This is a genomic window from Stutzerimonas stutzeri (genome assembly GCF_013522825.1).
GTDB lineage: Bacteria > Pseudomonadota > Gammaproteobacteria > Pseudomonadales > Pseudomonadaceae > Stutzerimonas > Stutzerimonas stutzeri_AK.
This window is the reverse complement of sequence record NZ_JAAMQZ010000009.1, coordinates 26,445-47,487: the sequence shown is the minus strand read 5'-3', so window position 1 is coordinate 47,487 and position 21,043 is coordinate 26,445. Positions and strand designations below refer to the sequence as shown.

Sequence of the window (21,043 nt, the reverse complement as noted above, 5' to 3'; positions counted from 1 at the left end):
GAGCCACTCGTAAGCTCCTGTTGCCATGCTTTCCCAAGCAAGCGCTTTCGACCCGCGCGCCTTTCGCCGTGCCCTGGGCAATTTCTCCACCGGCGTAACCATCGTCACCGCTGCCACACCCGACGGTGCCAAGGCGGGCGTCACTGCCAACAGTTTCAACTCGGTATCGCTGGAACCGCCGCTGGTGCTCTGGAGCATCGACAAACGTTCGGGCAGCTGCGTCCTGCCCGCACACACATCTGCTCGGCTCCAAGGTGCTTGTAGGTATTACCTGAGTGCTGGAGCGTACCTCCGAAAGTGGCTGCGTGCTGGCCCTCCCCTGAACGAAGCGCTACGGTGGAGGTCATCTGAGACCCGCCAGCATGGGCCGGGGCAAGCGATTCGGGGGAGTCTCATGGCTTACAGGTTGCATCTTCGGGATACCGCTGGCGGCGTGCGCAAGGTCGCTCACCAGCGTATCGACAAGGCCATGGCTGCGCTGAGCGTGCCGGAGTCCGGCTATGGCGTGCACCAGGCGCGCAAGCGTTTCAAGGAATTGCGTGCCCTGCTGCGTCTGGTGCGCAAGCCGCTGGGCGTGGTGTTCAAGCCGCACAGCGAGCGGCTGCGCGATCTGGGCCGTGTACTGGCGCAGGCTCGTGATGCCGGCGCCATGCTGGAAAGCTGGGATCTGCTGGCCAAGCGTTTTCCTGAGCCCTTCGCCGAGGCCGGTTTCAGGAAGGTTCGCCAGCGGCTGGCGGCGCGTGCACGAGGCGAGCATGCCGAGGCAGGCCTCGATGAGCGGATTGCCGAGGTCATCGCCCAGTTGCGCGTCATCCACGAGGGCATCGATGACTGGCCTTTGCAGGAGCAGGGTTTCGATCTGTTGCGTGCCGGTATCGAGCGCACCTACGCCGATGGCTGTACGGAGCTGGCCAAGGCGCGGCTCGATCGCAGCGCCGAGCAGTTGCATGAGTGGCGCAAGCGGGTCAAGGATCACTGGTATCAGACCCAGTTGATGACACCGATCTGGCCATCGCTGATGCGCTTGCGCAGCCAGTCGTTGAAACAGCTGGCGGATAGGCTGGGTGACGATCACGACCTGGCGATGATGCGGCAGCTGATGCAGGCGCAGCCTGAAGTGTTCGGCGACGAGGCGCAGCGAGAGCGTCTCGGCAAGGCCATCGACCAGCGTCGCGAGGAACTACAAAAAGCCGCATTCGCCCTGGGCGACGAACTCTACCTGGAGTCCCCGAAGAGGCTGGTGGCGCGTTGGCGTTGCTACTGGCAGGCGGCGGGCTGAGCCGCCTCCGCGTCAGTGGGCCGTAAAAATGCAGCTTGCGTAGGGCGGATCAACGCTTCACCGATCCGCCGGACGGAGATTGCGGCGCGTGAAATGCTGAGGCTTGCACGTCGGATCAGGCCTCGCCCCCGGATTACGCCTACGGCTAATCCAGGCTACGGTCTGAGCGGCCTGTCAGGCGGCGGCACTGTTCACTTCATGTATATGCAGCATCTTTTCCAGCTCGCCGCGAATCAGCGCGTCCTCGCAGCCGGGCAGGTATTCGCGCAGCTTGCGGATGACCCATTGCTGGCCCTTGTCGACGAAGGGCAGGCGCTCGTCCAGTGACTCGATGGCCATCGCCTTGCCGTAGAAGGCCCCGGTTTCCCGGTTGGGTTCGATAGCCAGGTGCTTGAGGCAGTTGAGCACCAGCTTGCAACTGTCGACTTCGCCCTGGCGAATCCGCTCCAGCAACGCGCGCTGCGCCGGGTCGCTGCATTGCTGCAGGCTTTCTCCGGCAACCTTGGCGCCGGCGCGTTCGGCGCTGAGCAGGTCCTGGAGCAGTTTCGCTTCGCCTTCCGGGGTGTTCAGGTAGTTCTGTTCGCTCATTGCGCGTCCTCCCGTTGCGATTGGCGTTACTGGCGCACGGGGCTCCGTGCGCCACGCCGTGGAATTACAGTTTCTTCGCGGAGATGATCTTCACCGGCGACAGCGGAACGTTCTGCATCATGTTGCGATTGCCGGTCGGCACCTGGGCGATCTGGTCGACTACCTCCATGCCGCGTACCACCTTGGCGAACACGGCATAGCCGAAGTCGCGGCTGCCATGATCGAGGAAGTCATTGTCGCGGTGATTGATGAAGAACTGGCTGGTGGCCGAATCGACGTTCTGCGTGCGGGCCATGGCCAGCGTGCCGCGGACGTTGTGCAGGCCGTTGTCGGCCTCGTTCTTGATCGGCGCTCTGGTGGACTTTTGCCCGAGGCCGTCATTGAAGCCGCCACCCTGGATCATGAAGCCGGGAATCACGCGATGGAACACGGTGTCGTCGTAGAAGCCGCTTTCCACATACTCAAGAAAGTTCTTCACGCTGATCGGCGCCTTTTCGGCCTCCAGCTCGATTTCTATTTCGCCCATGCTGGTGTTCAGCAGTACGTGCGGGTTGTCCGCCGCAAGCAGATTTCCGGCGAGCAGCAATGAGCAGGCGGCAAGTACGAGTCGTTTCATGGTGTAGTCCTGGTGTGGTTGGAAGCCTGGTTCAGCAGGTCGTTTTTCAACGGGCTGCCAGCCTGCCCGGTGCAGACTGTGATTGCGCATCGTACGTCTTGATCAGCTCGATGAGAATCTGTGTTGCCGGGCCGAGTGGCTTGTCGGGATTAGTGTAAAGGTAGAAAAGCGGGCGGCGAATGCTGCCCTGGATCAGTGGCAGCGGTTTGAGCAGGCCGTCTGCCAGTTCGCGACCGATCATGTGCCTCGGCAGCCAGGCGAAACCCAGGCCGCTGCTGACGAAGGCCACCGAGGTGGCCAGGCTGCCTACGGTCCAGCGCTGCTCGGCGCCCAGCCAGCCGGCATCACGCGGCTGACGCTGGCCGGAGTCGCGTACCACCACCTGCATCTGGTTCTGCAGGTCCTGCACGCTGAGCTTGCGCTGGAGCTGGTGCAGCGGATGGTCGGCATGGGCGACGGCGATGAACTCGACGGTGCCCAGCTCCGAGCCCAGGTAGCCGGTGATGTCCAGTCCGGTGATGGCCAGATCGGCAGTGCCATCCTTGAGTACGTCCTCGACACCCGAGAGGACTTCCTCGCGCAGCCGTACCCGACAGCCACGGCTGCGCGGCATGAATTCGGTCAGCGCGCGAATCAGCTGGGCGTTGGGGTAGGCGGCGTCCACCACCAGCCGCACCTCGGCTTCCCAGCCCAGTTCCATGTGATGCGCCAGCTCTTCCAGCTGACCGGCCTGGCTCACCAGTTGCCGGGAACGGCGCAGCAGCACCTCGCCCGCCTCGGTGAGCACAGCCTTGCGCCCCTCGATGCGCAGCAGAGGGATGCCGAGCTGTTCCTGCATGCGTGCCACGGTGTAGCTGACCGAGGATTGCGAGCGATGCAGGACTTCGGCGGCCTGGGCGAAGCCGCCGTGGTCCACCACCGCCTGCAGGGTTCGCCACTGATCGAGGGTTACGCGGGGCACTTTCATTCCGTTGCTTTCCTGTTGCATCTGTCTGGTAGGCTGGCGTCCGCCTTAACGAGGAGCCGCACACAATGAAAAGAATCTGCTTCGCTGCGTTGGCCATCATCCCACTGAGCGCCCTGGCCGTCAGCTATCCGGTGGAAATGGAGCAGCAGCTCAATGGCACGGAGGTCCTGGCCAGCGCCTCGTCCATCGACCGTGACATGGCCGCACTGCACCTGCACAACCTCGGCGCCGCGCCGGTGGCCTGCAAGGCGGTGTTCCGCAACGGTCCCGAGGCGCCGCGTACCCGCCGTACTACGCTGCAGGCCGGCGAGCAGAAGGCGCTGACCGCCAAGTTCAAGCGTGATGTGATCCGCCTGCGCATCCAGCTCGATTGCGAGGCGCAATAGCCGATGTCGCGTGCATAAAGACGCCTCTCGGCGGGGCAGACGGGTTACTCTATGCGGCGTTTTCGACCCGTTTCCCGATCTGCCCGAGGTAATCCCCTTGTTTGACCAATTCGCCCTGCACGAACGCCTGCTCAAGGCGGTCGCCGAACTCAAATTCGTCGAGCCGACTCCCGTGCAGAGTGCGGCCATTCCGCCTGCGTTGGAAGGGCGTGATCTGCGTGTCACGGCGCAGACCGGCAGCGGCAAGACCGCGGCGTTCGTGCTGCCGATGCTCAACCGTCTGATCGGGGATGCCGTGGTGCGTACCGATGTGTGCGCGCTGATCCTGCTGCCGACCCGCGAGCTGGCGCAACAGACGCTCAAGGAAGTCGAGCGCTTCTCGCAGTTCACCTTCATCAAGTCGGCGATGATCACCGGTGGCGAGGACTTCAAGGTCCAGGCGGCGATCCTGCGCAAGGTACCGGACATCCTCATCGGCACGCCGGGACGGATGATCGAGCATCTCAATGCCGGCACCCTGATCCTCAAGGACGTGGAGCTGCTGATCCTCGACGAAGCCGACCGCATGCTCGACATGGGTTTTGCCGACGACGTGCAGCGCCTGGTGGGCGAATGCGCCAAGCGCCAGCAGACCCTGCTGTTCTCCGCCACCAGCGGTGGCGCCGCCCTGCGCGAGATGGCGGCCAGTGTGCTGCGTGACCCGCTGCACCTGCAACTCAACCGCGTCAGCGAGCTCAACGAAGGCACACGGCAGCAGATCATCACCGCCGAGAACGTCGAGCATAAGGAAAAGCTGGTGCACTGGCTGCTGGCCAACGAGACCTACAAGAAAGCGGTGATCTTCACCAACACCCGCGTGCAGGCCGATCGCCTGTACGGGCGGCTGGTGGCAGAGGGTGTGAAAGCCTTCGTGCTGCACGGTGACAAGGACCAGAAGGACCGCAAGCTGGCCATCGACCGTGTCAAGGAAGGCGGCATGAAGGTGCTGGTGGCCACCGATGTGGCGGCGCGCGGCCTGGATATCGAAGGGCTGGATCTGGTGATCAACTTCGACATGCCGCGCTCCGGCGACGAATACGTGCACCGCATCGGTCGCACCGGGCGCGCCGGCGCCGAAGGGCTGGCGATCTCGCTGATCTGTCATAACGACTGGAACCTGATGTCGAGCATCGAGCGCTACCTCAAGCAGCGCTTCGAGCATCGCGTGGTCAAGGGGCTGAAGGGCGGCTACATGGGCCCGAAGAATCTCAAGGCCTCAGGCAAGGCTGCGGGTACCAAGAAGAAAAAAGAAGACAAGAAAAAGGCGGGCGACAAGAAAGTCAAACCAGCCGCCAAGCGCCCGAAGAACGCCAAGCGTGAAGCCCCTTCGCAGGTGGTGAGCGGTGACGGCATGGCGCCGCTCAAGCGCAAGAAGCCTGAAGGGCAATAACGGCCAGTTGCTCCCACCGCGGGGCCTGTTCAGCCGTAGGTCGGGTTAGCCGAAGGCGTAACCCGACTGTTGCATCGCTCAGCGCTCCTTGGCTGGCGGTATATCCGCTTCCTTTTCGGCCTGCTCGATATGTTGCAGGCGCCGCTCATAGGCCTGGCATTCGTCGCCGAGTTCGTCCGCAGTCCGCTTGACCTCCATTTCCCGCAATTGCTCGTTGATCTCGGCGGCACGCTCCGGGTCGCGCTCGGTCAGCTGTTCGACGCGCTCGGCCAGTTCCGCTGCCTTGGCGTTGATCTGGTCGGTGGTGCACTCGGCAAATACCGGCTGGCTTGCCAGCAGGGCGGCTGCGAGAGGAATCATCAGGTATTTCATGGCTGCGCTCCTGTTAACGACCTGTACGGTGGATCATCGCGCTACTGCTTTGGTTCAGCCTTGAGCTGATCGAACCATGCCGGGATCGGCATGGTCCCTATAGCAGAGCCGCTGCCCTTGAGCGGCGACAAGCAACGGGAGAATGCTCATGACCTACAACTGGAGCCTGATGCTGCGCCTGCTGCAGGAAGCGCAGAAGCCCGGCAACGAACCCTTCACACCCCGCCAGTACGCCGAGGAACATGCGGTCGCGCTGGAGGACGGCGGCCAGCCGATGCCCAACCTCGATTCGCTCAAGGCTGATGCCCAGAACTACGAGAGCCTGCTGTTCGAGGGAGGGTTCATCGTATCGCGCCCCGAGGAGCAGGGCGGTAACGGCGAGAATTTCATCCTGACCGAACGTGGCCAGCGGTTGCTGGACATCCTCCAAGAGCGTGGGGCGGATGTCGGGTTGCGCCAGCAACTGGATGACAAGGGGCAGGCGGCGCTGGTGCCGGAAGTATTCGATGAACTGACCCGTTAAGCGAATCGCCCCGCACCAGGCGGGGCGATTCATCGTCGGTCAGAGCGGGCCTATGCTCGCGCAGGACTTGTTGCCCGCGTGCTTGCGCAGCACCGGCAGTTGCGGGCGTGCCTTGCCGCCGTTGACATCCAGCGACAGCGCGTAATCGTTCCACCAGGGCCCTGCCGCCCAGTAGGTGCTGGGGACGCAGTTCTGGCCTAGGTACTTCAGCAGGTTGTCGGTGGCGACTATTGCTGACGGTGAGTAGTCCGGCGCGCCGTGCTCGCCGATAAAACCCCGCAGTCTGTGCTTGCGCAGCCATTCGACGAAAGGCTTGGCGCGGTCGACGCCGGTATTGGGAGCGTAGACGGCGCGGCGGTCCGCATAGGTTCCCGAGAAGTCCTTGTCCAGATACAGGTGCGCTTCGTACACCAGGTTGTTCTTCGGATCACGCATCCAGGGGTCGTTCACCAACCGGGTGTTGTAGGACGGCCAGTGATAGGCGCTGGACCAGCGATCCCCGGCGACATAGATCCAGCGCGTGCGATCGATCTCTCGGATGGCTTTCGACGCTGCCAGCGCGGCCTCGGGCCACTTGCCATTGGTGGAGTGCGGCTCGTTCATCAGGCCGTAGCCATATACCGCAGGGTGGTTGGCCACCTTCTGGGCGATACGCCGCCAGCTGTCGGCGAAGGTGCTGATCGGTACCTCGCGTGAGGCGATCAGCTTGCCGTAGTAACGGTAGTAGTTGTGCATGTCCAGGATGACCTGGACGTCGTGCTTGCGCGCATGATCGAGGGTGGTCATCAGCCGGCCCAGTTCTGCGGCATTGAGCTCGGTATTCAGCTTTGGCTGGATCCGCTCCCAGCGGAAGGGCAGGCGAACCAGCTTCATGCCCATATCGGCATAGCGTTTGAAGTCGGCTTCGCCAGGGTAGATGTAGTGGATCTGGTAGCGACCGGGCAGGCTGGCGCTGGCGCTGTTGCCGGCACTGAATTCGGCGCCGGCGAGGTTGACGCCCACCAGGTTGATCGGATTGCCCGGTGCCGTTGTGCCCTGCGAAGGCGAGCTGCTGCCAGGGATCGGCTGGCCGAAACCATTGCTGCTCACCGATAGGGTGCGCGGGTAACCTACGGCCTTGCCGTTGATGGCGCCGCCATCGACCAGCACCGTCATGTTGTCACCGGAGCGGTAGACGGTTTTCACGGTGCGGATCTGGCCGTCGGCGAACCTGACCTTCGCGCCCTTGTGGAAGGCGGCCAGGTTGGCGGAGGTGCTCTTGATGGAGAATCCTGGGGAGGTCAGGTAGATGCCGCCGGTGAAGTCCTTGCCGTTGAATGCATTCAGGACAACCGTCAGCGATGTGTCTGGTGAAGGCGTGCCTGAGGGTGGCGCGAAGCCTGGTGCGGGTGTGCTCGGGGCGCTTGGAAGAGAGGCGGCGGTTCCGGCGAACAGCTTGTTGGGATGGCCGAGATTGCCGCTGATTGCGGCGCCCGTGAGCATCACGCTCATGTTGCTGCCGGAGAGGTAGATTGCATTGATGGTGCGAACCTGGCCGTCGGCCAGCCTGACCGAGGTGCCGGGCTTGAATGCCGCCCGGTTGGCGCTGGTGGCCGCCAACGAGAAGCCCGCAGACTTGCGCCATACACCATTGAGCCAGTCGCTATTGGTGAAGTTGTTGATCTGAGCTGCTTGCTGAACGTTCGCGGCGGCCTGTGTGGCCGGTGCGGCTGCGCTCACCGGGCTGATGCTGATGAGCCCGAACAGTGCACTCAGGGTGATGGCGCCGAACAGGCTTTTTCGCGAGCCTGACACTGCGTTGAGGAACATGCTTATCTCCGGAACTTGATACGACAAAAGGCCGTGCGCCTTTTAAAAAGTACGGAAGCAACCTGGGGTGATTCAACGAACGAAGCACTGACCCGATGCCGCCTGGTTTGCCTGAACGCATCCACATGGCGGAAGGTTCGTTGGCATGGATAGGCTTTATATAGATTTGCTCTGGGAAATTGAAATTAGCTTGGCGCCACTAATTCGACGGAAAGCCATGCATCCATAGCGATGCTGTCAATTGGCAGGTCATGACTGTTGCGGTCGTTTGTGTATTGTTCTTATAAGTTGCTGAAAAGCATCGTTTAAAATTTTCAGCTAGATGAGCCGTAATAATGGCGGCGGCTTTCTGCTCTGGAAAAGATACTGACGAGCGTCAGTTTCATTTTATTTCTTTCTATTACAGAGGCCTCAGGCGCTATCGTTTCTGTTCCAGGCTTTCTATGGTCAGCTCCAGGGCCTTGCGCATGTCCAGTCGGGCCGAACGTCCGATATCCCGGTCGTCCAGTTGATAGCCGCGCTCCGATGGCAGGATAGGTGCGGTCAGGTCGTCTGCTTCGGTGGGTTCGAAATCGCTGCCGCGGCCTATGGTCAGGGCGCTGCGGCGCAGCAGTTCACGCACCTGGGACGGCTCCAGGCGGGGGTTGATCGACAGCATTGCCGCCACGATGCCGGCCACCATGGGTGTGGCGTAGGAGGTGCCGCAATGCACCTCGCCGCGTTTGCCGGTTTCCAGCGTCGCGGCGCGGGTGCAGGCAGAGGCGGTGATGTCGACGCGCATGTCGACATTCGATGAAGGCCGCTTGGTGACGTATGCCGGGTCTTCCACCGGGATATCCCGCTTGTCGCTGCGCTGATGGCCGCCAACGACCAGCAACTGGTCGGTGATGAAGGAAGAGGGCAGGCGATAGTCGTCCTGACCGGATCGGGCTGAGCCGTTACCGGCGGAATTCACCACCAGCACCTGGGGATGCTCGCGGCGCAGCCAGAGGAAGAACTCTTCCAGCAGTTCTTCGTAGCCGCTCATGGCGATGCCGGAGCGGATCAGCGAATCGACTTCCTCGCCCTCGACATCCCGCGCACCAATGCGATGGATGCCCCAGCTCCAGTTGAGAATCCGCACGCCGTCCTCGACCAGGTTGACTGACGCGGCGATGTTCGCGGTGATGCCGGCATCGGAGTTGCGCTCGACGATCACCTGGTAGCCGGCGCTGACCGGCTCCAAGGCGCTGAGGAAACCGCTGTCGGCAGGCTCGTCGCTGCGTGCGGCGAGGATGCCGGTGACGGTGGTGCCATGCCCGGCAGGCGCGCCGGCATCCCTGGCGTAGACACAGGTTCGCGGCTTGCGCGGGTCGCAGTCGTCGATATAGGAGGAGAACTCGGGCGAATCGAAATCGACGTCGCGCTCGATGATGCCGATTCGCACCGGGTGGGCCTCGACCGGTGCCTGCTCGGACGGCAGTCGGTGCCGGTAGTAGTCCACGGCGTCGAGGAAGCGATTGGCGATCCACTCGCTGTTGCGCGGCTTTTCTTCCTGATCGCTTTCGATGGGCTCTTCAGCCCCGGACTCCTCGATCACCACCGCATCCACGCTCACCTCGTTGCCCAGCCGCAGTATCAGGGCATCGCGCTCGGTCAGGTTCCTGACCGGCAGGCGCAGCTGGTAGGTATTGAGGGGGGCGATGGCACCGACGACTTCGGCACCATATCTGTCGGCCAGGCGGCGCGACTCGTCCAGGCCATCGTATTTTTCCTCGATGATCAGGCTGACCAGGTCGAGGTAGGTGGTCAGCCCGTCCATGTTCTTCGCCACCTCGTCAGGGCTCGCCGCGATCACATGGCTGCCGTTCAGGGTCAGCCAGACCGGATTGCTGCGGCGCTTGCCCTGCTCCAGCCAGAGCGGCCCGCTTTCATGCTCGGCCTTGCGCAGGGTCAGGCGTAGCTGACCATCATCACGACGCTCGGCCTCGACGGGCTTGCCGTTCAGCATCAGCCTCGGTTCACCCTTGGCCAGGCCTTCGCTGCGCAGGCAGAAGGTCAGCTCCTGGGTGGCAAACAGGTCGCCACAGCGCTGCAGATCCTTGAGCCTGAGAGGTTCGTCGGCAGCGCTTGCCAAGGGTGAACCCAGAACGAGCAGCAGGCTGCCCAGGCAGGCGAGCGAAATTTTTTTCATGGGCGTCGTTGCAGGTAGTGCACGCTGAACAGCTCGCCGGAGTCGGTCCATTGGCCGCTGCAATCGAAGCCGGCGCTGCTGGCGAGATTGGAGAAGGACTCCAGGGTGTATTTGTAGGAATTCTCGGTATGCAGGCTTTCGCCGGAGTCGAAGTGAAACCGCTGGCCGTTGACGGATACGTCCTGCGCCTCGCGACTGATCAGGTGCATTTCGATGCGTGAGTCGTTTTCATTGAAGAAAGCGTGATGAGCGAAACGTGATGGATCGATGTCGCTGTTCAGTTCCCGGCGAATGCGTCGTAGCAGGTTGAGGTTGAACGCCGCCGTGACATGCGCGCGGTCGTTATAGGCCGCTTCGAGCACGTCGCGGTCCTTGACCAGGTCGACGCCAATCAGCACGCCGCCTCCGGGCGGAAGGATGTCGTGCAGGTGGCCGAGCAGTTTGCGTGCCTGCAGCGGCGTGAAGTTACCGATGCTGGAGCCGGGAAAGAACACCAGCGGCTGATGAATGGTGAAGTCGTTCGGAAGGGTCAGCTCATCCGAGAAATCGGCGCAGGCGGCATGGACTTCCAGCCACGGATAGTCGGCGGCCAGGCGCTGCGTGCTGGTGAGCAGGAACTGCTCCGAGATGTCGATGCCCAGATAACTGATCGGTCGCAGCCCTTCGAGCAGCAAACGCACCTTGCGGCTGGCACCGCTGCCCAGCTCGATCAGGTCGGTCTGTGGTCCGGCGATCTCACGGATGTCATTGGCCGCGCCGGCGAGAATCTGCTCTTCGGTGCGGGTCAGGTAGTACTCGGGCTGCAGGCATATCTGCTCGAAGAGCTCCGATCCACGCTGGTCATAGAAGAACTTCGGCGAGATATGTTTTGGCGAGGCCGCGAAACCAGCCAGCGTTTCATCACGCAGCGAAGCCTCGTGAGGTTGCTGGGTCTGGTCATGGAAATGCACGGCTAATGCCATCGTCATAGCTCCCTGGCCAGGCGTAGCCCGGCGAATTGCCAGCGCATGGCCGGCTGGAAAAAGTTGCGGTAGGTGGCGCGAATATGTGCCAGCGGTGTGGCGCAACAACCGCCGCGCAGCACCATCTGCCCGGACATGAACTTGCCGTTGTACTCGCCCAGGCTGCCTTCCAGTGGGCGGAAGCCGGGATAGGGCCGGTAGGCGCTGGCCGTCCATTCCCAGACATCCCCGAACAGCTGCGCCGGCCCTTCGCCGGGCGCAGCGGCAACGGGCTGCAGGTGATCGTTTTCAAGGAAGTTGCCCTGTCGGGGCAGGTCGCTGGCGGCCACTTCCCACTCGGCTTCGGTGGGCAGTCGGGCGCAGGCCCAGCGGGCATAGGCGTCCGCCTCATAGAAACTGATGTGGCAGACCGGCGCCTCCATATCCAGCGGTCGTAGCCCGCCAAGGGTCATTTCGTACCAGGCGCCGTCGTCGCGATGCCAATACAGCGGGGCGTTCCAGCCATGCTGACGGATATGCGCCCAGCCGTCGGACAGCCAGAGTTCACTGCGTGCATAACCGCCGTCGGCGATGAACGACAGGTATTCGCGATTGCTCACCAGTCGATCGGCCAGCTGGAAATCCTCGATGAACTGCCGGTGCCGCGGCGTCTCGCAATCGAAGGCGAAACCGCTGTCGTCGTGGCCGATATGGCGTACCCCGCCGCCAAAGTCGTGCCAGCGCAGGCGGTCATTCTGCGGCCTCGGTGCCGGCTTCAGATCGTTGCGATAGACCGGGTGCAGGGGGTTTTGCGCCAGGATGTGCTTGATGTCCATCAGCAGCAGCTCCTGATGCTGCTGTTCATGCTCCAGCCCCAGCTCGACCCGGCGCAGGATTTCAGTGGCATGCTGCTGGGAAGGATTGGCCAGAAGCTCGCCCAGCGCCTGATCGACGTGATGGCGAAAGCGGTAGACGTCGTTCACGCCGGGCCGCGAAATCAGCCCGCGCTGGGCCCGTGGAAATGGCGTGCCGTGGGTTTCGTAGTAGGAATTGAACAAGTGGTCATAGCCCGCGTCGAGCGGCTTGTAGCCCGCCAGATAAGGCTTGAGCAAGAACGCCTCGAAGAACCAGCTGACGTGCGCCAGGTGCCATTTCGGCGGGCTGACGTCGGGCATGCTCTGGATGATGTAATCCTCGATCTGCAAGGGTGCGCAGATTGCTTCGCTGGCGGCGCGTACCTGCCGGAAGCGCTGCAGCAGGCGATCCGGTTCGGCGTGCGCCGGTTGCTGGTTTGGCTGTGCTGCCAGATTGCCCATCGGCGTCCCCCTGTTCGATGCCCGGATGTTCGATGCTGGAACGGTCGATAACCGCCTCTATAGCGACCCGAAGCGAGGCGCAAAAGTTTCTGCGAGGCTGATGCGAGCGCGCCGCAATGGCGTCGCTTCGCCTGTGATGTAAAGCCTGATCGAGGCGCCGGCTTAGCCTTCTTCGACTGGCGGGGTAGGGCGTATCAGCATTTCGTTGACATCCACATGCGCCGGCTGCGACAGCGCGTAAACCACTGCCCGACCGATGTCCTCCGGTTGCATCGCGTACGCCGGCGGTTCGTCGAACAGCGGCGTGTCGACCATGCCGGGCTCGATCAAGGTGACCCGCACACCCGTGCCGCGCAATTCCTCGCGCACGCTGAGGCCCATGCCGGTCACCGCCCATTTGCTAGCGCTGTACATCGAGCCGGGAATGACGAAGCGGCCTGCGGCAGAGCCCGTCAGTAGCAAGTGACCGCGACTGGCTTTGAGCGCCTCGATACTGCAACGCAGGGTCAGGCCGACGCCGTAGACGTTGGTAAGCAACATGTCGCGCCAGACGTCCGGGTCGGCGCCGCTGAAGCCGCCTTCGCCGCCTGGGATACCGGCATTGGCATACACCGCATCGAGCTGGCCGAAATGCTCCAGAACCTGCCGCACCATGGCCTGTTGTTCGGCGTATTCCTTCACGTCACAGCGGATCGCCAGCGCGCGTTGCGGGCCACCGAGTTCGCTTACCAGCTTCGTGAGCTTGTGCTCGGAGCGTGCCGCCAGGGCAACGCGATACCCGGCTTCTGCGGCGAGCCGTGCGGTGGCCGCGCCGATTCCGGAGGATGCGCCGGTGATCAGCAGAACCGGATCGCTCATGGTCACCTCCAGCCTCAGTAGTTCGGTGGGGTTTCCGGAATGCCGGTGTCGTCGCTCAGTGCCGGCATGGTCCAGGGTTCGAGGCGCTGGTCCTTGTCTTCAACGTCGAGCCGCGCCTGCTCGATGACGCTGCCGAGCCGCTGTGCGCTGCTGTACTCCTCACGCGGCACGCTGGGCACTCGCAGCATCTCGGCGCCGCTGCTGGACATCACGGTAAAGCCGAAACTGTCGTCGTCCGGATTGGCGCTGGTCACGCAGCCGCACGGCAGAAAGGCTTCGGTGACCAGCTGCATCGCATCGTCGAGTGTCAGGGGTTGGGCGTTCATGGTGCTCTCCATTGGCGGGCTGTCTCAAGTTGACCGCCGGGGCGGGCGACCGTTTCCGAGCAGGCGACGGGCTGCGGTCGAGCGCCCTTGTGGACACGCTGTGGCGCCAGCATATTCAGATGCATGAAAACAATTTCCGTGCACGATGCCGTTACCGCGTTCCATCCAGCGGTAGCTGGCTGGTTCAGCCGCAGCTTTCCTTCGCCTACACCGGCTCAGATAGCCGCCTGGCCCTTGATTCGTTCCGGCCAATCGACATTGATCGCCGCGCCCACCGGCTCGGGCAAGACCCTGACGGCCTTCCTCGCCGCGATCGATCAGCTGGTCCGGCAGCGTCTGGGCGAGGGCGGCTTGGCGGACCAGACAGCCGTGCTTTACGTCTCGCCGCTCAAGGCGCTGTCCAACGATATCCATGTGAATCTCGAACAACCGTTGCGGGGAATATCCGCCGAACTGGAGCAGCTTGGCCTGCCGGCGCTGCAGATCCGCACCGCCGTGCGCACCGGCGATACGCCGCAGGCCGAGCGGGCGGCGATGCGCAAGCGGGTGCCGCATATTCTGGTGACGACGCCGGAATCGCTCTATGTGCTGCTGGGCTCCGACTCTGGCCGGCAGATGCTTGCGGGAGTGCACAGCGTGATCGTCGACGAGATCCATGCGATTGCCGGCAACAAGCGTGGCAGCCATCTGGCCTTGTCGCTGGAACGACTGGAGGCGTTGTGCCGGCGACCGCTGGTGCGCATCGGGCTGTCGGCCACACAGAAGCCCATCGAGGCGGTAGCGGGCTTCCTGGTCGGCGCCGGGCGGCGCTGCGAAATCGTCGATATCGGCCACGGTCGTGCGCGTGACCTGGCACTGGAAGTGCCGCCGGTGCCGCTGGAAGCGGTAATGAGCAATGCGGTGTGGGACCTGGTCTACGACCGCTTGGCGACGCTGGTCGGCGAACACCGGACCACACTCGTCTTCGTCAATACGCGGCGCATGGCCGAACACGCCGCGCGGCATCTGAGCGAGCGTCTCGGCAATGCCGTGGTCGCCGCCCATCACGGCAGCCTGGCGCGTGAGCAGCGGCTGGATGCCGAGCAGAAGCTCAAGCGTGGCGAGCTGCGGGTATTGGTGGCCACCGCCTCGCTGGAACTGGGCATCGATATCGGTGACGTCGAGCTGGTCTGCCAGCTGGGTTCGCCGCGCTCGATAGCAGCCTTTCTACAACGCGTTGGCCGTGCCGGACACCAGGTTGGCGGCATTTCCAGGGGCCGTTTGTTTCCCAGTTCGCGCGACGACCTGATCGAATGCGCCGCCTTGCTCGACAGTGTGCGCCGTGGCGAGCTGGATACGCTGACGATTCCCGTGGCGCCGCTGGACGTGCTGGCGCAACAGATCGTCGCCGAGGTGTCGTGCCGCGAGTGGCGGGAGGACGCGCTATTGGCGTCGATCCACCGCGCCATGCCCTACACCGATTTGAGCGAGGCGAACTACCAGGCGCTGCTGGCGATGCTCGCCGAAGGCTACACCACCCGCCACGGCGCACGCGGCGCCTATCTGCACCGCGACCTGGCCAGCCGCAGCCTACGAGGCCGACGCGGCGGGCGCCTGACCGCGTTGACGTCGGGCGGCACCATTGCCGACAACGCCGACTATGCGGTGCTGCTCGAACCCCAGGCATTCAACATCGGCACGGTGAACGAAGATTTCGCGGTGGAAAGCCTTGCCGGCGACGTCTTCCAGCTGGGCAACACTTCTTATCGCATCCTCAAGATCGAGCCTGGCCGGGTCCGGGTCGAGGACGCCCAGGGCCAGCCACCGAACATCCCGTTCTGGCTCGGCGAGGCGCCGGGGCGTAGTGATGAGTTGTCGGTAGCCGTGGCGAGGCTGCGGGAGGCAGTCGAGGAACGGCTGGGGCATACGCTGGACCTGACTCCCGCCATCGACTGGCTAACCGGCATCCTCGGTCTGCCAGACTCCGCCGCCCGGCAGATCGTCGAATACCTGGCCCGTACACGCTCGGCGCTGGGTGCGCTGCCGACGCAAAGCCGGCTGATCATGGAGCGCTTCTTCGACGAATCAGGCGGCACCCAACTGGTCATTCATTCGCCCTACGGCAGCCGGATCAACCGTGCCTGGGGCCTGGCCCTGCGCAAGCGGTTCTGCCGCACGTTCAACTTCGAGCTGCAGGCGGCGGCGACCGAGGATGCGATCATCTTTTCGCTGTCCACCAGCCACAGTTTTCCGCTCGAAGAGGTCTGGCGCTATCTGCATTCCAGCAGTGCTGAACATGTCCTGATCCAGGCATTGCTCGACGCGCCGCTGTTCGGCGTGCGCTGGCGCTGGAACGCCACCACAGCCCTGGCGCTGCCGCGCATGGCCGGTGGGCGCAAGGTGGCGCCGCAGCTACAGCGGATGAAGAGCGAAGACCTGCTTGCCACCGTTTTTCCCGATCAGGTCGCCTGCCTGGAAAACATCGTCGGCGAACGCGAGATTCCCGAGCATCCACTGGTGGCGCAGACCCTGGATGACTGTCTGCACGAGGCCATGGACAGCGAAGGCTGGCTGGCACTGTTGCGGCGCATCGAGGCGGGTGAAGTCGAGCTGCTGGCGCGTGACCTGCCGGCGCCGTCACCGCTGGCCATGGAGGTGCTTGGCGCACGGCCCTATGCCTTTCTCGACGATGCGCCGCTGGAAGAACGCCGCACCCAGGCGGTGCTCAATCGACGCTGGACCGATCCCGAGTCCAGTGACGATCTAGGCGCGCTGGATGCCGACGCCATCGAAGCGGTGCGCGAGCAAGCCTGGCCGCAAGCGCGCAATCCGGACGAGCTGCATGAGGCGCTGGTCGGCCTCGGCGGTATCGCCGAGAGCGAGGCGCTGGCCGAACAGGATTGGTTCGCCTGGCTGCATGAACTGGCCCGGGGAGGTCGCGCAACCCGGCTGGGAATCGCGCAGGAGCGCGCGCTCTGGCTGCCGCTGGAACGGCTCGCGCTTGGCCAGGCCATCTATCCGGGCGCGTCACACGAGCCGGTCTTGCAGCCGTTGCCCGGCTTCGATGGAGTGCCGACCGAGGACGATGCCGTGCTGGAACTGGTACGCGCGCGGCTGACCGGCTTCGGACCCTTGCCGGTCTCGCTGATCGCCCGACCGCTGGCCTTGCCGGCCTCGGTCGTCGCCCAGGCCCTGATCCGTCTGGAATCCGAAGGTTATGTATTGCGTGGTCGCTTCACACCCGGTGCGAGCGAAGACGAATGGTGCGAGCGGCATTTGCTGGCGCGCATCCATCGTTATACGGTCAAGCGCCTGCGCCGCGAGATCGAGCCGGTGGAGCGCGCCGATTTCATGCGCTTTCTGTTCGACTGGCAGCACCTGTCCGAGGCGACGCGAATGCAGGGCCGCGACGCGCTCGGCACGGTGGTCGAGCAGCTCGAAGGTTTCCAGGCCGCCGCCGGGGCCTGGGAGAGCGACCTGTTGCCTGCGCGGTTGAAGGATTACGGTCGCACCTGGCTGGACGAACTCTGCCAAGCCGGGCGCATCGTCTGGACACGCCTGGCCGGGCGGGTCAAAGCCAGCAGCGGCCCGGTGCGTGGCACGCCCATCGTGCTGTTGCCGCGTCGGCACCTCGCGGCCTGGTACGCGCTGGCTGGCGACGCGCCGCAGCCGGAGCTTTCGTCGCGGGCGCAGCGGGTCTTCGAGACGCTGCAGGGGCAGGGCGCGTTGTTCTTCGATGAGCTGCGGCAGGATGCGCATCTGCTGCGCAGCGAACTGGAAGATGCGCTCGGTGAGCTGGTCGCGGTCGGGCTGGTCAACGCCGACAGCTTCGCCGGTCTGCGCGCCTTGCTGGCGCCCGCCGCCAAGCGTTCACGCAGTGCTCGGCAGAGTCGTGGCGGCGCCTTTATCGGCGGCATGGCCGATGCGGGGCGCTGGGCACTGGTTCGCAAGGGTACGAGGGCGCCGGTCGAAACGGCCATGCCGCGCTCGGCTGCGCTCGATTCAGAAGCGCTGGAACACATCGCCATGACCCTGCTGCGCCGCTACGGCGTGGTGTTCTGGCGATTGCTGGATCGCGAGGCGGACTGGCTGCCGCCCTGGCGTGAGCTGCTGCGCGTCTACCACCGGCTCGAAGCGCGCGGCGAGATTCGCGGCGGGCGCTTCGTCGCGGGCGTGCCGGGCGAACAGTTCGCTTTACCGGAGGCGGTCGGCCTGCTGCGCGAGGTACGCAAGCGGCCACTGACGGGCGAAATGATCGCCGTCTCGGCAGTCGATCCGCTCAATCAGGTCGGTACCTTGCTGCCTGGTGAGCGCGTGCCGGCAGTGGCTGGCAATCGCGTGCTCTATCGCGACGGTGCACCGCTGGGATTACTGATCGCTGGCAAGCCTGAGCTGCTGGCTGAACTGGATGAAGACGATCAGCGCAAGGCGCGGCAACTGCTGGCGATGGCGCGGCGCTAGCGCCGAGGCGAAACGAAAAGGCCGGCTGCGATCACTCGCAGCCGGCCTTTCTTCCCGCGGGATGAATCAGCCTGCGACCAGCACGCGAATCGCCTCCAGGCGCAGCGCCGCTTTCTCCAGCATCGCCAGACCTTCTTCACGCTGCTTGCGCAGGGCCTCGATTTCGCTGTCACGCACGCTGGGGTTGACCGCCTGCAGCGCGGTCAGGCGCGCCAGTTCTTCATCGAGGCTGGCTTTCAACCGGCGCTGTGCTTCGGCTACGCGCTCGCTGTGACGCGGGGCGATCTTGGCTTCGGCATCGGAAATCTGCACCGCCAGCACGTCGCGTTGGGCTTGCACGAACTTGTTGGCGCTGGCCCGCGGCACGCTTTCCAGCTGGTCGGTGAGAGTTTCGAAGGCAACCTTGGGGGCCAGGTCGTTGCCGTTGGAATCGAGCAGGCAGCGCAGCGCCAGCGGCGGCAGGAAGCGATTGAGCTGCAGCGCACGCGGCGCCACCACTTCGCTGACGAACAGCAGTTCCAGCAGCACGGTGCCGGGTTTGAGTGCCTTGTTCTTGATCAGCGCCACGGCGGTGTTGCCCATGGAGCCGGACAGCACCAGGTCCATGCCGCCCTGCACCATGGGGTGTTCCCAGGTGAGGAACTGCATGTCCTCGCGGGCCAGCGCCTGTTCGCGGTCGTAGGTGATGGTCACGGCTTCGTCGTCGCCGAGCGGGAAGCTGGCGTCGAGCATCTTCTCGCTGGGGCGCAGGATCAGCGCATTTTCGGAGTGGTCCTCGCTGTCGATGCCGAAGGCGTCGAACAGCTCTTCCATATAGATCGGCAGGGCGAACTGGTCGTCCTGTTCCTCGATGGCTTCGACCAGCGCGGCGCCCTGTTCGCCACCGGCGGAGTTGAGTTCCAACAAGCGGTCGCGACCGGCATGCAGCTCGGCTTCCAGGCGTTCGCGCTCGGCACGGGCCTCTTCGATCAGCTGGCCGAATTCGTCGTCGTCGCCTTCTTCCAGCTGGCTCAGCAGGCGCGGACCGAACTGATGCTGAAGGGCGTTGCCGGTGGGACAGGTATTGAGGAAGGCATTCAGCGCCTGGTGGTACCACTGGAACAGGCGTTCCTGCGGGCTGGTTTCCAGGTAGGGCACATGCAACTGGATGACATGCGCCTGACCGATGCGGTCGAGACGACCGATGCGCTGTTCGAGCAGGTCCGGGTGCGCCGGCAGATCGAACAGCACCAGATGGTGGGCGAACTGGAAGTTGCGGCCTTCGCTGCCGATTTCCGAGCAGATCAGCACCTGCGCGCCGAATTCCTCGTCGGCGAAGTAGGCGGCGGCGCGGTCACGTTCGAGGATGCTCATGCCTTCATGGAACACCGTGGCCGGAATGCCGGAGCGCACGCGCAGGGCGTCTTCCAGGTCCAGTGCGGTCTCGGCGTGGGCACAGATGACCAGCACCTTGAACCTCTTCAGCATCTTCAGCGTGTCGATCAGCCACTCGACGCGCGGATCGAAGGTCCACCAGCGGTTCTGCGCCTCGGGCTCGTCCTGCTGGCTCTGGAAGGCGACTTCCGGGTACAGCTCGGCGCGATCGCCCAGCGGCAGCTCCAGATACTCGGCTGGGCAGGGCAGCGGATAGGGATGCAGCTGGCGCTCGGGGAAACCGCGCACGGCGGCGCGGGTGTTGCGGAACAGCAGGCGCCCGGTGCCGTGGCGGTCGAGCAGTTCGCGGATCAGCCGGCTGCTGGCGTCGATGTCGCCATCGGTAGCCGCTGCCAGCAATGCTTCGCCTTCGGCACCGAGGAATTCATGGATGGTCTGATGAGCGCGTTCGGACAGCCGACCCTCGTCGAGCAGCTCCTGCACGGCTTCAGCAACCGGCTGGTAGCTGGCGCTTTCGGCACGGAAGGCTTCCAGGTCATGGAAACGGTTCGGGTCGAGCAGGCGCAGGCGGGCGAAATGGCTTTCCTGGCCCAGCTGTTCCGGGGTGGCGGTCAGCAGCAATACGCCCGGAATCACCTCGGCCAGCTGTTCGACCAACTGGTATTTGGCGCTGGCGTTTTCCGGGTGCCAGACCAGGTGATGCGCCTCGTCCACCACCAGCAGGTCCCAGCCGGCAGCGAAGGCGGCGTCCTGGGCGCGCTCGTCGTCCTTCAGCCATTCCAGAGAGACCAGCGCCAGCTGGGTGTCCTCGAAGGGATTGCTGGCATCGCTCTCGATGAAGCGCTCGTCGTCGAACAGCGCGACTTCCAGGTTGAAGCGGCGGCGCATTTCCACCAGCCACTGATGCTGGAGGTTTTCCGGCACCAGGATGAGTACCCGCTTGGCGCGACCGGAGAGCAACTGGCGATGGATTACCAGGCCGGCTTCGATGGTCTTGCCCAGGCCCACTTCGTCGGCCAGCAGCACGCGCGGGGCGATGCGGTCGGCGACTTCGCGGGCGATATGCAACTGATGCGCGATGGGTTGCGCACGCACGCCGCCCAGCCCCCACAGCGAGGAAGTCAGTTGTTTGCTCTGGTTTTCCAGCGTGTGGTAACGCAGCTTGAACCAGTTCAGCGGATCGATCTGCCCGGCGAACAAACGATCACTGGCCAGGCGGAACTGGATGAAGTTGGACAGCTGGGTTTCCGGCAGGGTGCGGGCTTCGTTCTGCGCGGTCAGGCCGTGATAGACCAGCAGGCCGTCGACGTCGTCGACCTCGCGCACGGTCATCTTCCAGCCTTCGAAATGGGTGACTTCATCGCCGGGGACGAAGCGCACGCGGGTCAGCGGGGCGCTGCGGGCCGCATATTGGCGGGTTTCGCCGGTGGCCGGATAGAGCACGGTGAGCATCCGCCCGTCCAGCGTCAGGATGGTTCCCAGACCGAGTTCCGCTTCGCTGTCGCTGATCCAGCGTTGCCCCGGTAGATACTGCTGCGCCATGCTGCCTCCCGCTGTGAAAAAAGCGCGCTATGGTAACGGAACACTGCCGCCAGAGCGACGATAGATGCCGACGAATCAAGGCAGGAGCCCATTTCCGTTTCGCT

At 64.0% G+C, this 21,043-nt stretch carries 16 protein-coding genes and 1 pseudogene; 6 read left to right on the top strand and 11 right to left on the bottom strand.

Going from position 1 to position 21,043, the window contains the following annotated elements; translation table 11 throughout:
• Positions 1-25: 25 nt before the first annotated feature.
• Positions 26-217 (top strand): annotated as a pseudogene (locus tag G7020_RS07845) (flavin reductase family protein); the annotation flags it as partial.
• A 177-nt stretch (positions 218-394) separates the two neighbouring features.
• Positions 395-1,279, top strand: coding sequence for a CHAD domain-containing protein (locus tag G7020_RS07840; RefSeq protein ID WP_181083607.1), 885 nt, complete (start codon positions 395-397; stop codon positions 1,277-1,279).
• Positions 1,280-1,453: 174 nt separating this feature from the next.
• On the opposite strand, the gene G7020_RS07835 is transcribed toward G7020_RS07840, so the two are convergent.
• The 3 genes from G7020_RS07835 to G7020_RS07825 all read right to left on the bottom strand — a co-directional run bounded on the left by G7020_RS07835 (position 1,454) and on the right by G7020_RS07825 (position 3,450).
• Positions 1,454-1,867, bottom strand: a complete 414-nt coding sequence (locus G7020_RS07835) for a DUF6306 domain-containing protein (RefSeq protein ID WP_181083449.1) — start codon at positions 1,865-1,867, stop codon at positions 1,454-1,456.
• 64 nt (positions 1,868-1,931) lie between these two features.
• Positions 1,932-2,483 (bottom strand): peptidylprolyl isomerase, encoded by a 552-nt coding sequence (locus G7020_RS07830; protein WP_181083448.1) that lies wholly within the window; start codon positions 2,481-2,483, stop codon positions 1,932-1,934.
• A gap of 46 nt (positions 2,484-2,529) precedes the next feature.
• Positions 2,530-3,450: a LysR family transcriptional regulator gene (locus tag G7020_RS07825; protein ID WP_181083446.1), complete on the bottom strand. Its 921-nt coding sequence runs from the start codon at positions 3,448-3,450 to the stop codon at positions 2,530-2,532.
• A gap of 65 nt (positions 3,451-3,515) precedes the next feature.
• Between G7020_RS07825 and G7020_RS07820 the strand changes: the two genes are divergently transcribed.
• Together G7020_RS07820 and G7020_RS07815 are read left to right on the top strand one after the other, a co-directional pair.
• Positions 3,516-3,836: a 3-phosphoglycerate kinase gene (locus G7020_RS07820; RefSeq protein WP_181083444.1), complete on the top strand. Its 321-nt coding sequence runs from the start codon at positions 3,516-3,518 to the stop codon at positions 3,834-3,836.
• Between the two features lie 97 nt (positions 3,837-3,933).
• Positions 3,934-5,265 (top strand): DEAD/DEAH box helicase, encoded by a 1,332-nt coding sequence (locus G7020_RS07815; RefSeq protein WP_181083442.1) that lies wholly within the window; start codon positions 3,934-3,936, stop codon positions 5,263-5,265.
• A 78-nt stretch (positions 5,266-5,343) separates the two neighbouring features.
• On the opposite strand, the gene G7020_RS07810 is transcribed toward G7020_RS07815, so the two are convergent.
• The gene (locus tag G7020_RS07810) at positions 5,344-5,637 is read right to left on the bottom strand and encodes a hypothetical protein (protein ID WP_181083440.1); all 294 of its coding nucleotides are present in this window, start codon (positions 5,635-5,637) and stop codon (positions 5,344-5,346) included.
• A gap of 148 nt (positions 5,638-5,785) precedes the next feature.
• Here G7020_RS07810 and G7020_RS07805 point away from each other — a divergent pair, with 148 nt between their 5' ends.
• On the top strand, positions 5,786-6,160 hold the full coding sequence (locus tag G7020_RS07805) for a transcriptional regulator (protein WP_181083438.1): 375 nt from the start codon (positions 5,786-5,788) through the stop codon (positions 6,158-6,160).
• Positions 6,161-6,199: 39 nt separating this feature from the next.
• On the opposite strand, the gene G7020_RS07800 is transcribed toward G7020_RS07805, so the two are convergent.
• The 6 genes from G7020_RS07800 to G7020_RS07775 all read right to left on the bottom strand — a co-directional run bounded on the left by G7020_RS07800 (position 6,200) and on the right by G7020_RS07775 (position 13,583).
• Positions 6,200-7,969, bottom strand: coding sequence for a glycoside hydrolase family 5 protein (locus G7020_RS07800; RefSeq protein WP_181083436.1), 1,770 nt, complete (start codon positions 7,967-7,969; stop codon positions 6,200-6,202).
• A 418-nt stretch (positions 7,970-8,387) separates the two neighbouring features.
• Positions 8,388-10,142, bottom strand: coding sequence for a S8/S53 family peptidase (locus tag G7020_RS07795; RefSeq protein ID WP_181083433.1), 1,755 nt, complete (start codon positions 10,140-10,142; stop codon positions 8,388-8,390).
• Entirely contained in the window at positions 10,139-11,104 is a 966-nt protein-coding gene (egtD, locus tag G7020_RS07790; protein ID WP_181083431.1) for an L-histidine N(alpha)-methyltransferase, read from the bottom strand. The genes G7020_RS07795 and egtD overlap by 4 nt, the downstream gene beginning before the upstream one ends.
• A gap of 2 nt (positions 11,105-11,106) precedes the next feature.
• Positions 11,107-12,399, bottom strand: coding sequence for an ergothioneine biosynthesis protein EgtB (egtB, locus tag G7020_RS07785; protein ID WP_181083430.1), 1,293 nt, complete (start codon positions 12,397-12,399; stop codon positions 11,107-11,109).
• A gap of 162 nt (positions 12,400-12,561) precedes the next feature.
• A complete protein-coding gene (locus G7020_RS07780) occupies positions 12,562-13,257 on the bottom strand; it encodes an SDR family oxidoreductase (protein WP_181083427.1) in 696 nt (231 codons plus the stop codon).
• Between the two features lie 14 nt (positions 13,258-13,271).
• Positions 13,272-13,583, bottom strand: coding sequence for a hypothetical protein (locus G7020_RS07775; RefSeq protein ID WP_181083425.1), 312 nt, complete (start codon positions 13,581-13,583; stop codon positions 13,272-13,274).
• A 123-nt stretch (positions 13,584-13,706) separates the two neighbouring features.
• Between G7020_RS07775 and G7020_RS07770 the strand changes: the two genes are divergently transcribed.
• Positions 13,707-18,023, top strand: coding sequence for a DEAD/DEAH box helicase (locus G7020_RS07770; protein ID WP_181083423.1), 4,317 nt, complete (start codon positions 13,707-13,709; stop codon positions 18,021-18,023).
• Positions 18,024-18,089: 66 nt separating this feature from the next.
• On the opposite strand, the gene rapA is transcribed toward G7020_RS07770, so the two are convergent.
• Positions 18,090-20,939: an RNA polymerase-associated protein RapA gene (gene rapA, locus G7020_RS07765; protein WP_181083421.1), complete on the bottom strand. Its 2,850-nt coding sequence runs from the start codon at positions 20,937-20,939 to the stop codon at positions 18,090-18,092.
• Positions 20,940-21,043 lie beyond the last annotated feature (104 nt).

Coding starts and splice junctions, on each gene's coding strand:
- G7020_RS07840 (WP_181083607.1), top strand. CDS start 395: ATGGCTTACAGGTTGCATCTTCGGGATACCGCTGGCGGCGTGCGCAAG.
- G7020_RS07835 (WP_181083449.1), bottom strand. CDS start 1,867: ATGAGCGAACAGAACTACCTGAACACCCCGGAAGGCGAAGCGAAACTG.
- G7020_RS07830 (WP_181083448.1), bottom strand. CDS start 2,483: ATGAAACGACTCGTACTTGCCGCCTGCTCATTGCTGCTCGCCGGAAAT.
- G7020_RS07825 (WP_181083446.1), bottom strand. CDS start 3,450: ATGAAAGTGCCCCGCGTAACCCTCGATCAGTGGCGAACCCTGCAGGCG.
- G7020_RS07820 (WP_181083444.1), top strand. CDS start 3,516: ATGAAAAGAATCTGCTTCGCTGCGTTGGCCATCATCCCACTGAGCGCC.
- G7020_RS07810 (WP_181083440.1), bottom strand. CDS start 5,637: ATGAAATACCTGATGATTCCTCTCGCAGCCGCCCTGCTGGCAAGCCAG.
- G7020_RS07805 (WP_181083438.1), top strand. CDS start 5,786: ATGACCTACAACTGGAGCCTGATGCTGCGCCTGCTGCAGGAAGCGCAG.
- G7020_RS07800 (WP_181083436.1), bottom strand. CDS start 7,969: ATGTTCCTCAACGCAGTGTCAGGCTCGCGAAAAAGCCTGTTCGGCGCC.
- G7020_RS07795 (WP_181083433.1), bottom strand. CDS start 10,142: ATGAAAAAAATTTCGCTCGCCTGCCTGGGCAGCCTGCTGCTCGTTCTG.
- egtD (WP_181083431.1), bottom strand. CDS start 11,104: ATGGCATTAGCCGTGCATTTCCATGACCAGACCCAGCAACCTCACGAG.
- egtB (WP_181083430.1), bottom strand. CDS start 12,399: ATGGGCAATCTGGCAGCACAGCCAAACCAGCAACCGGCGCACGCCGAA.
- G7020_RS07780 (WP_181083427.1), bottom strand. CDS start 13,257: ATGAGCGATCCGGTTCTGCTGATCACCGGCGCATCCTCCGGAATCGGC.
- G7020_RS07775 (WP_181083425.1), bottom strand. CDS start 13,583: ATGAACGCCCAACCCCTGACACTCGACGATGCGATGCAGCTGGTCACC.
- G7020_RS07770 (WP_181083423.1), top strand. CDS start 13,707: ATGAAAACAATTTCCGTGCACGATGCCGTTACCGCGTTCCATCCAGCG.
- rapA (WP_181083421.1), bottom strand. CDS start 20,939: ATGGCGCAGCAGTATCTACCGGGGCAACGCTGGATCAGCGACAGCGAA.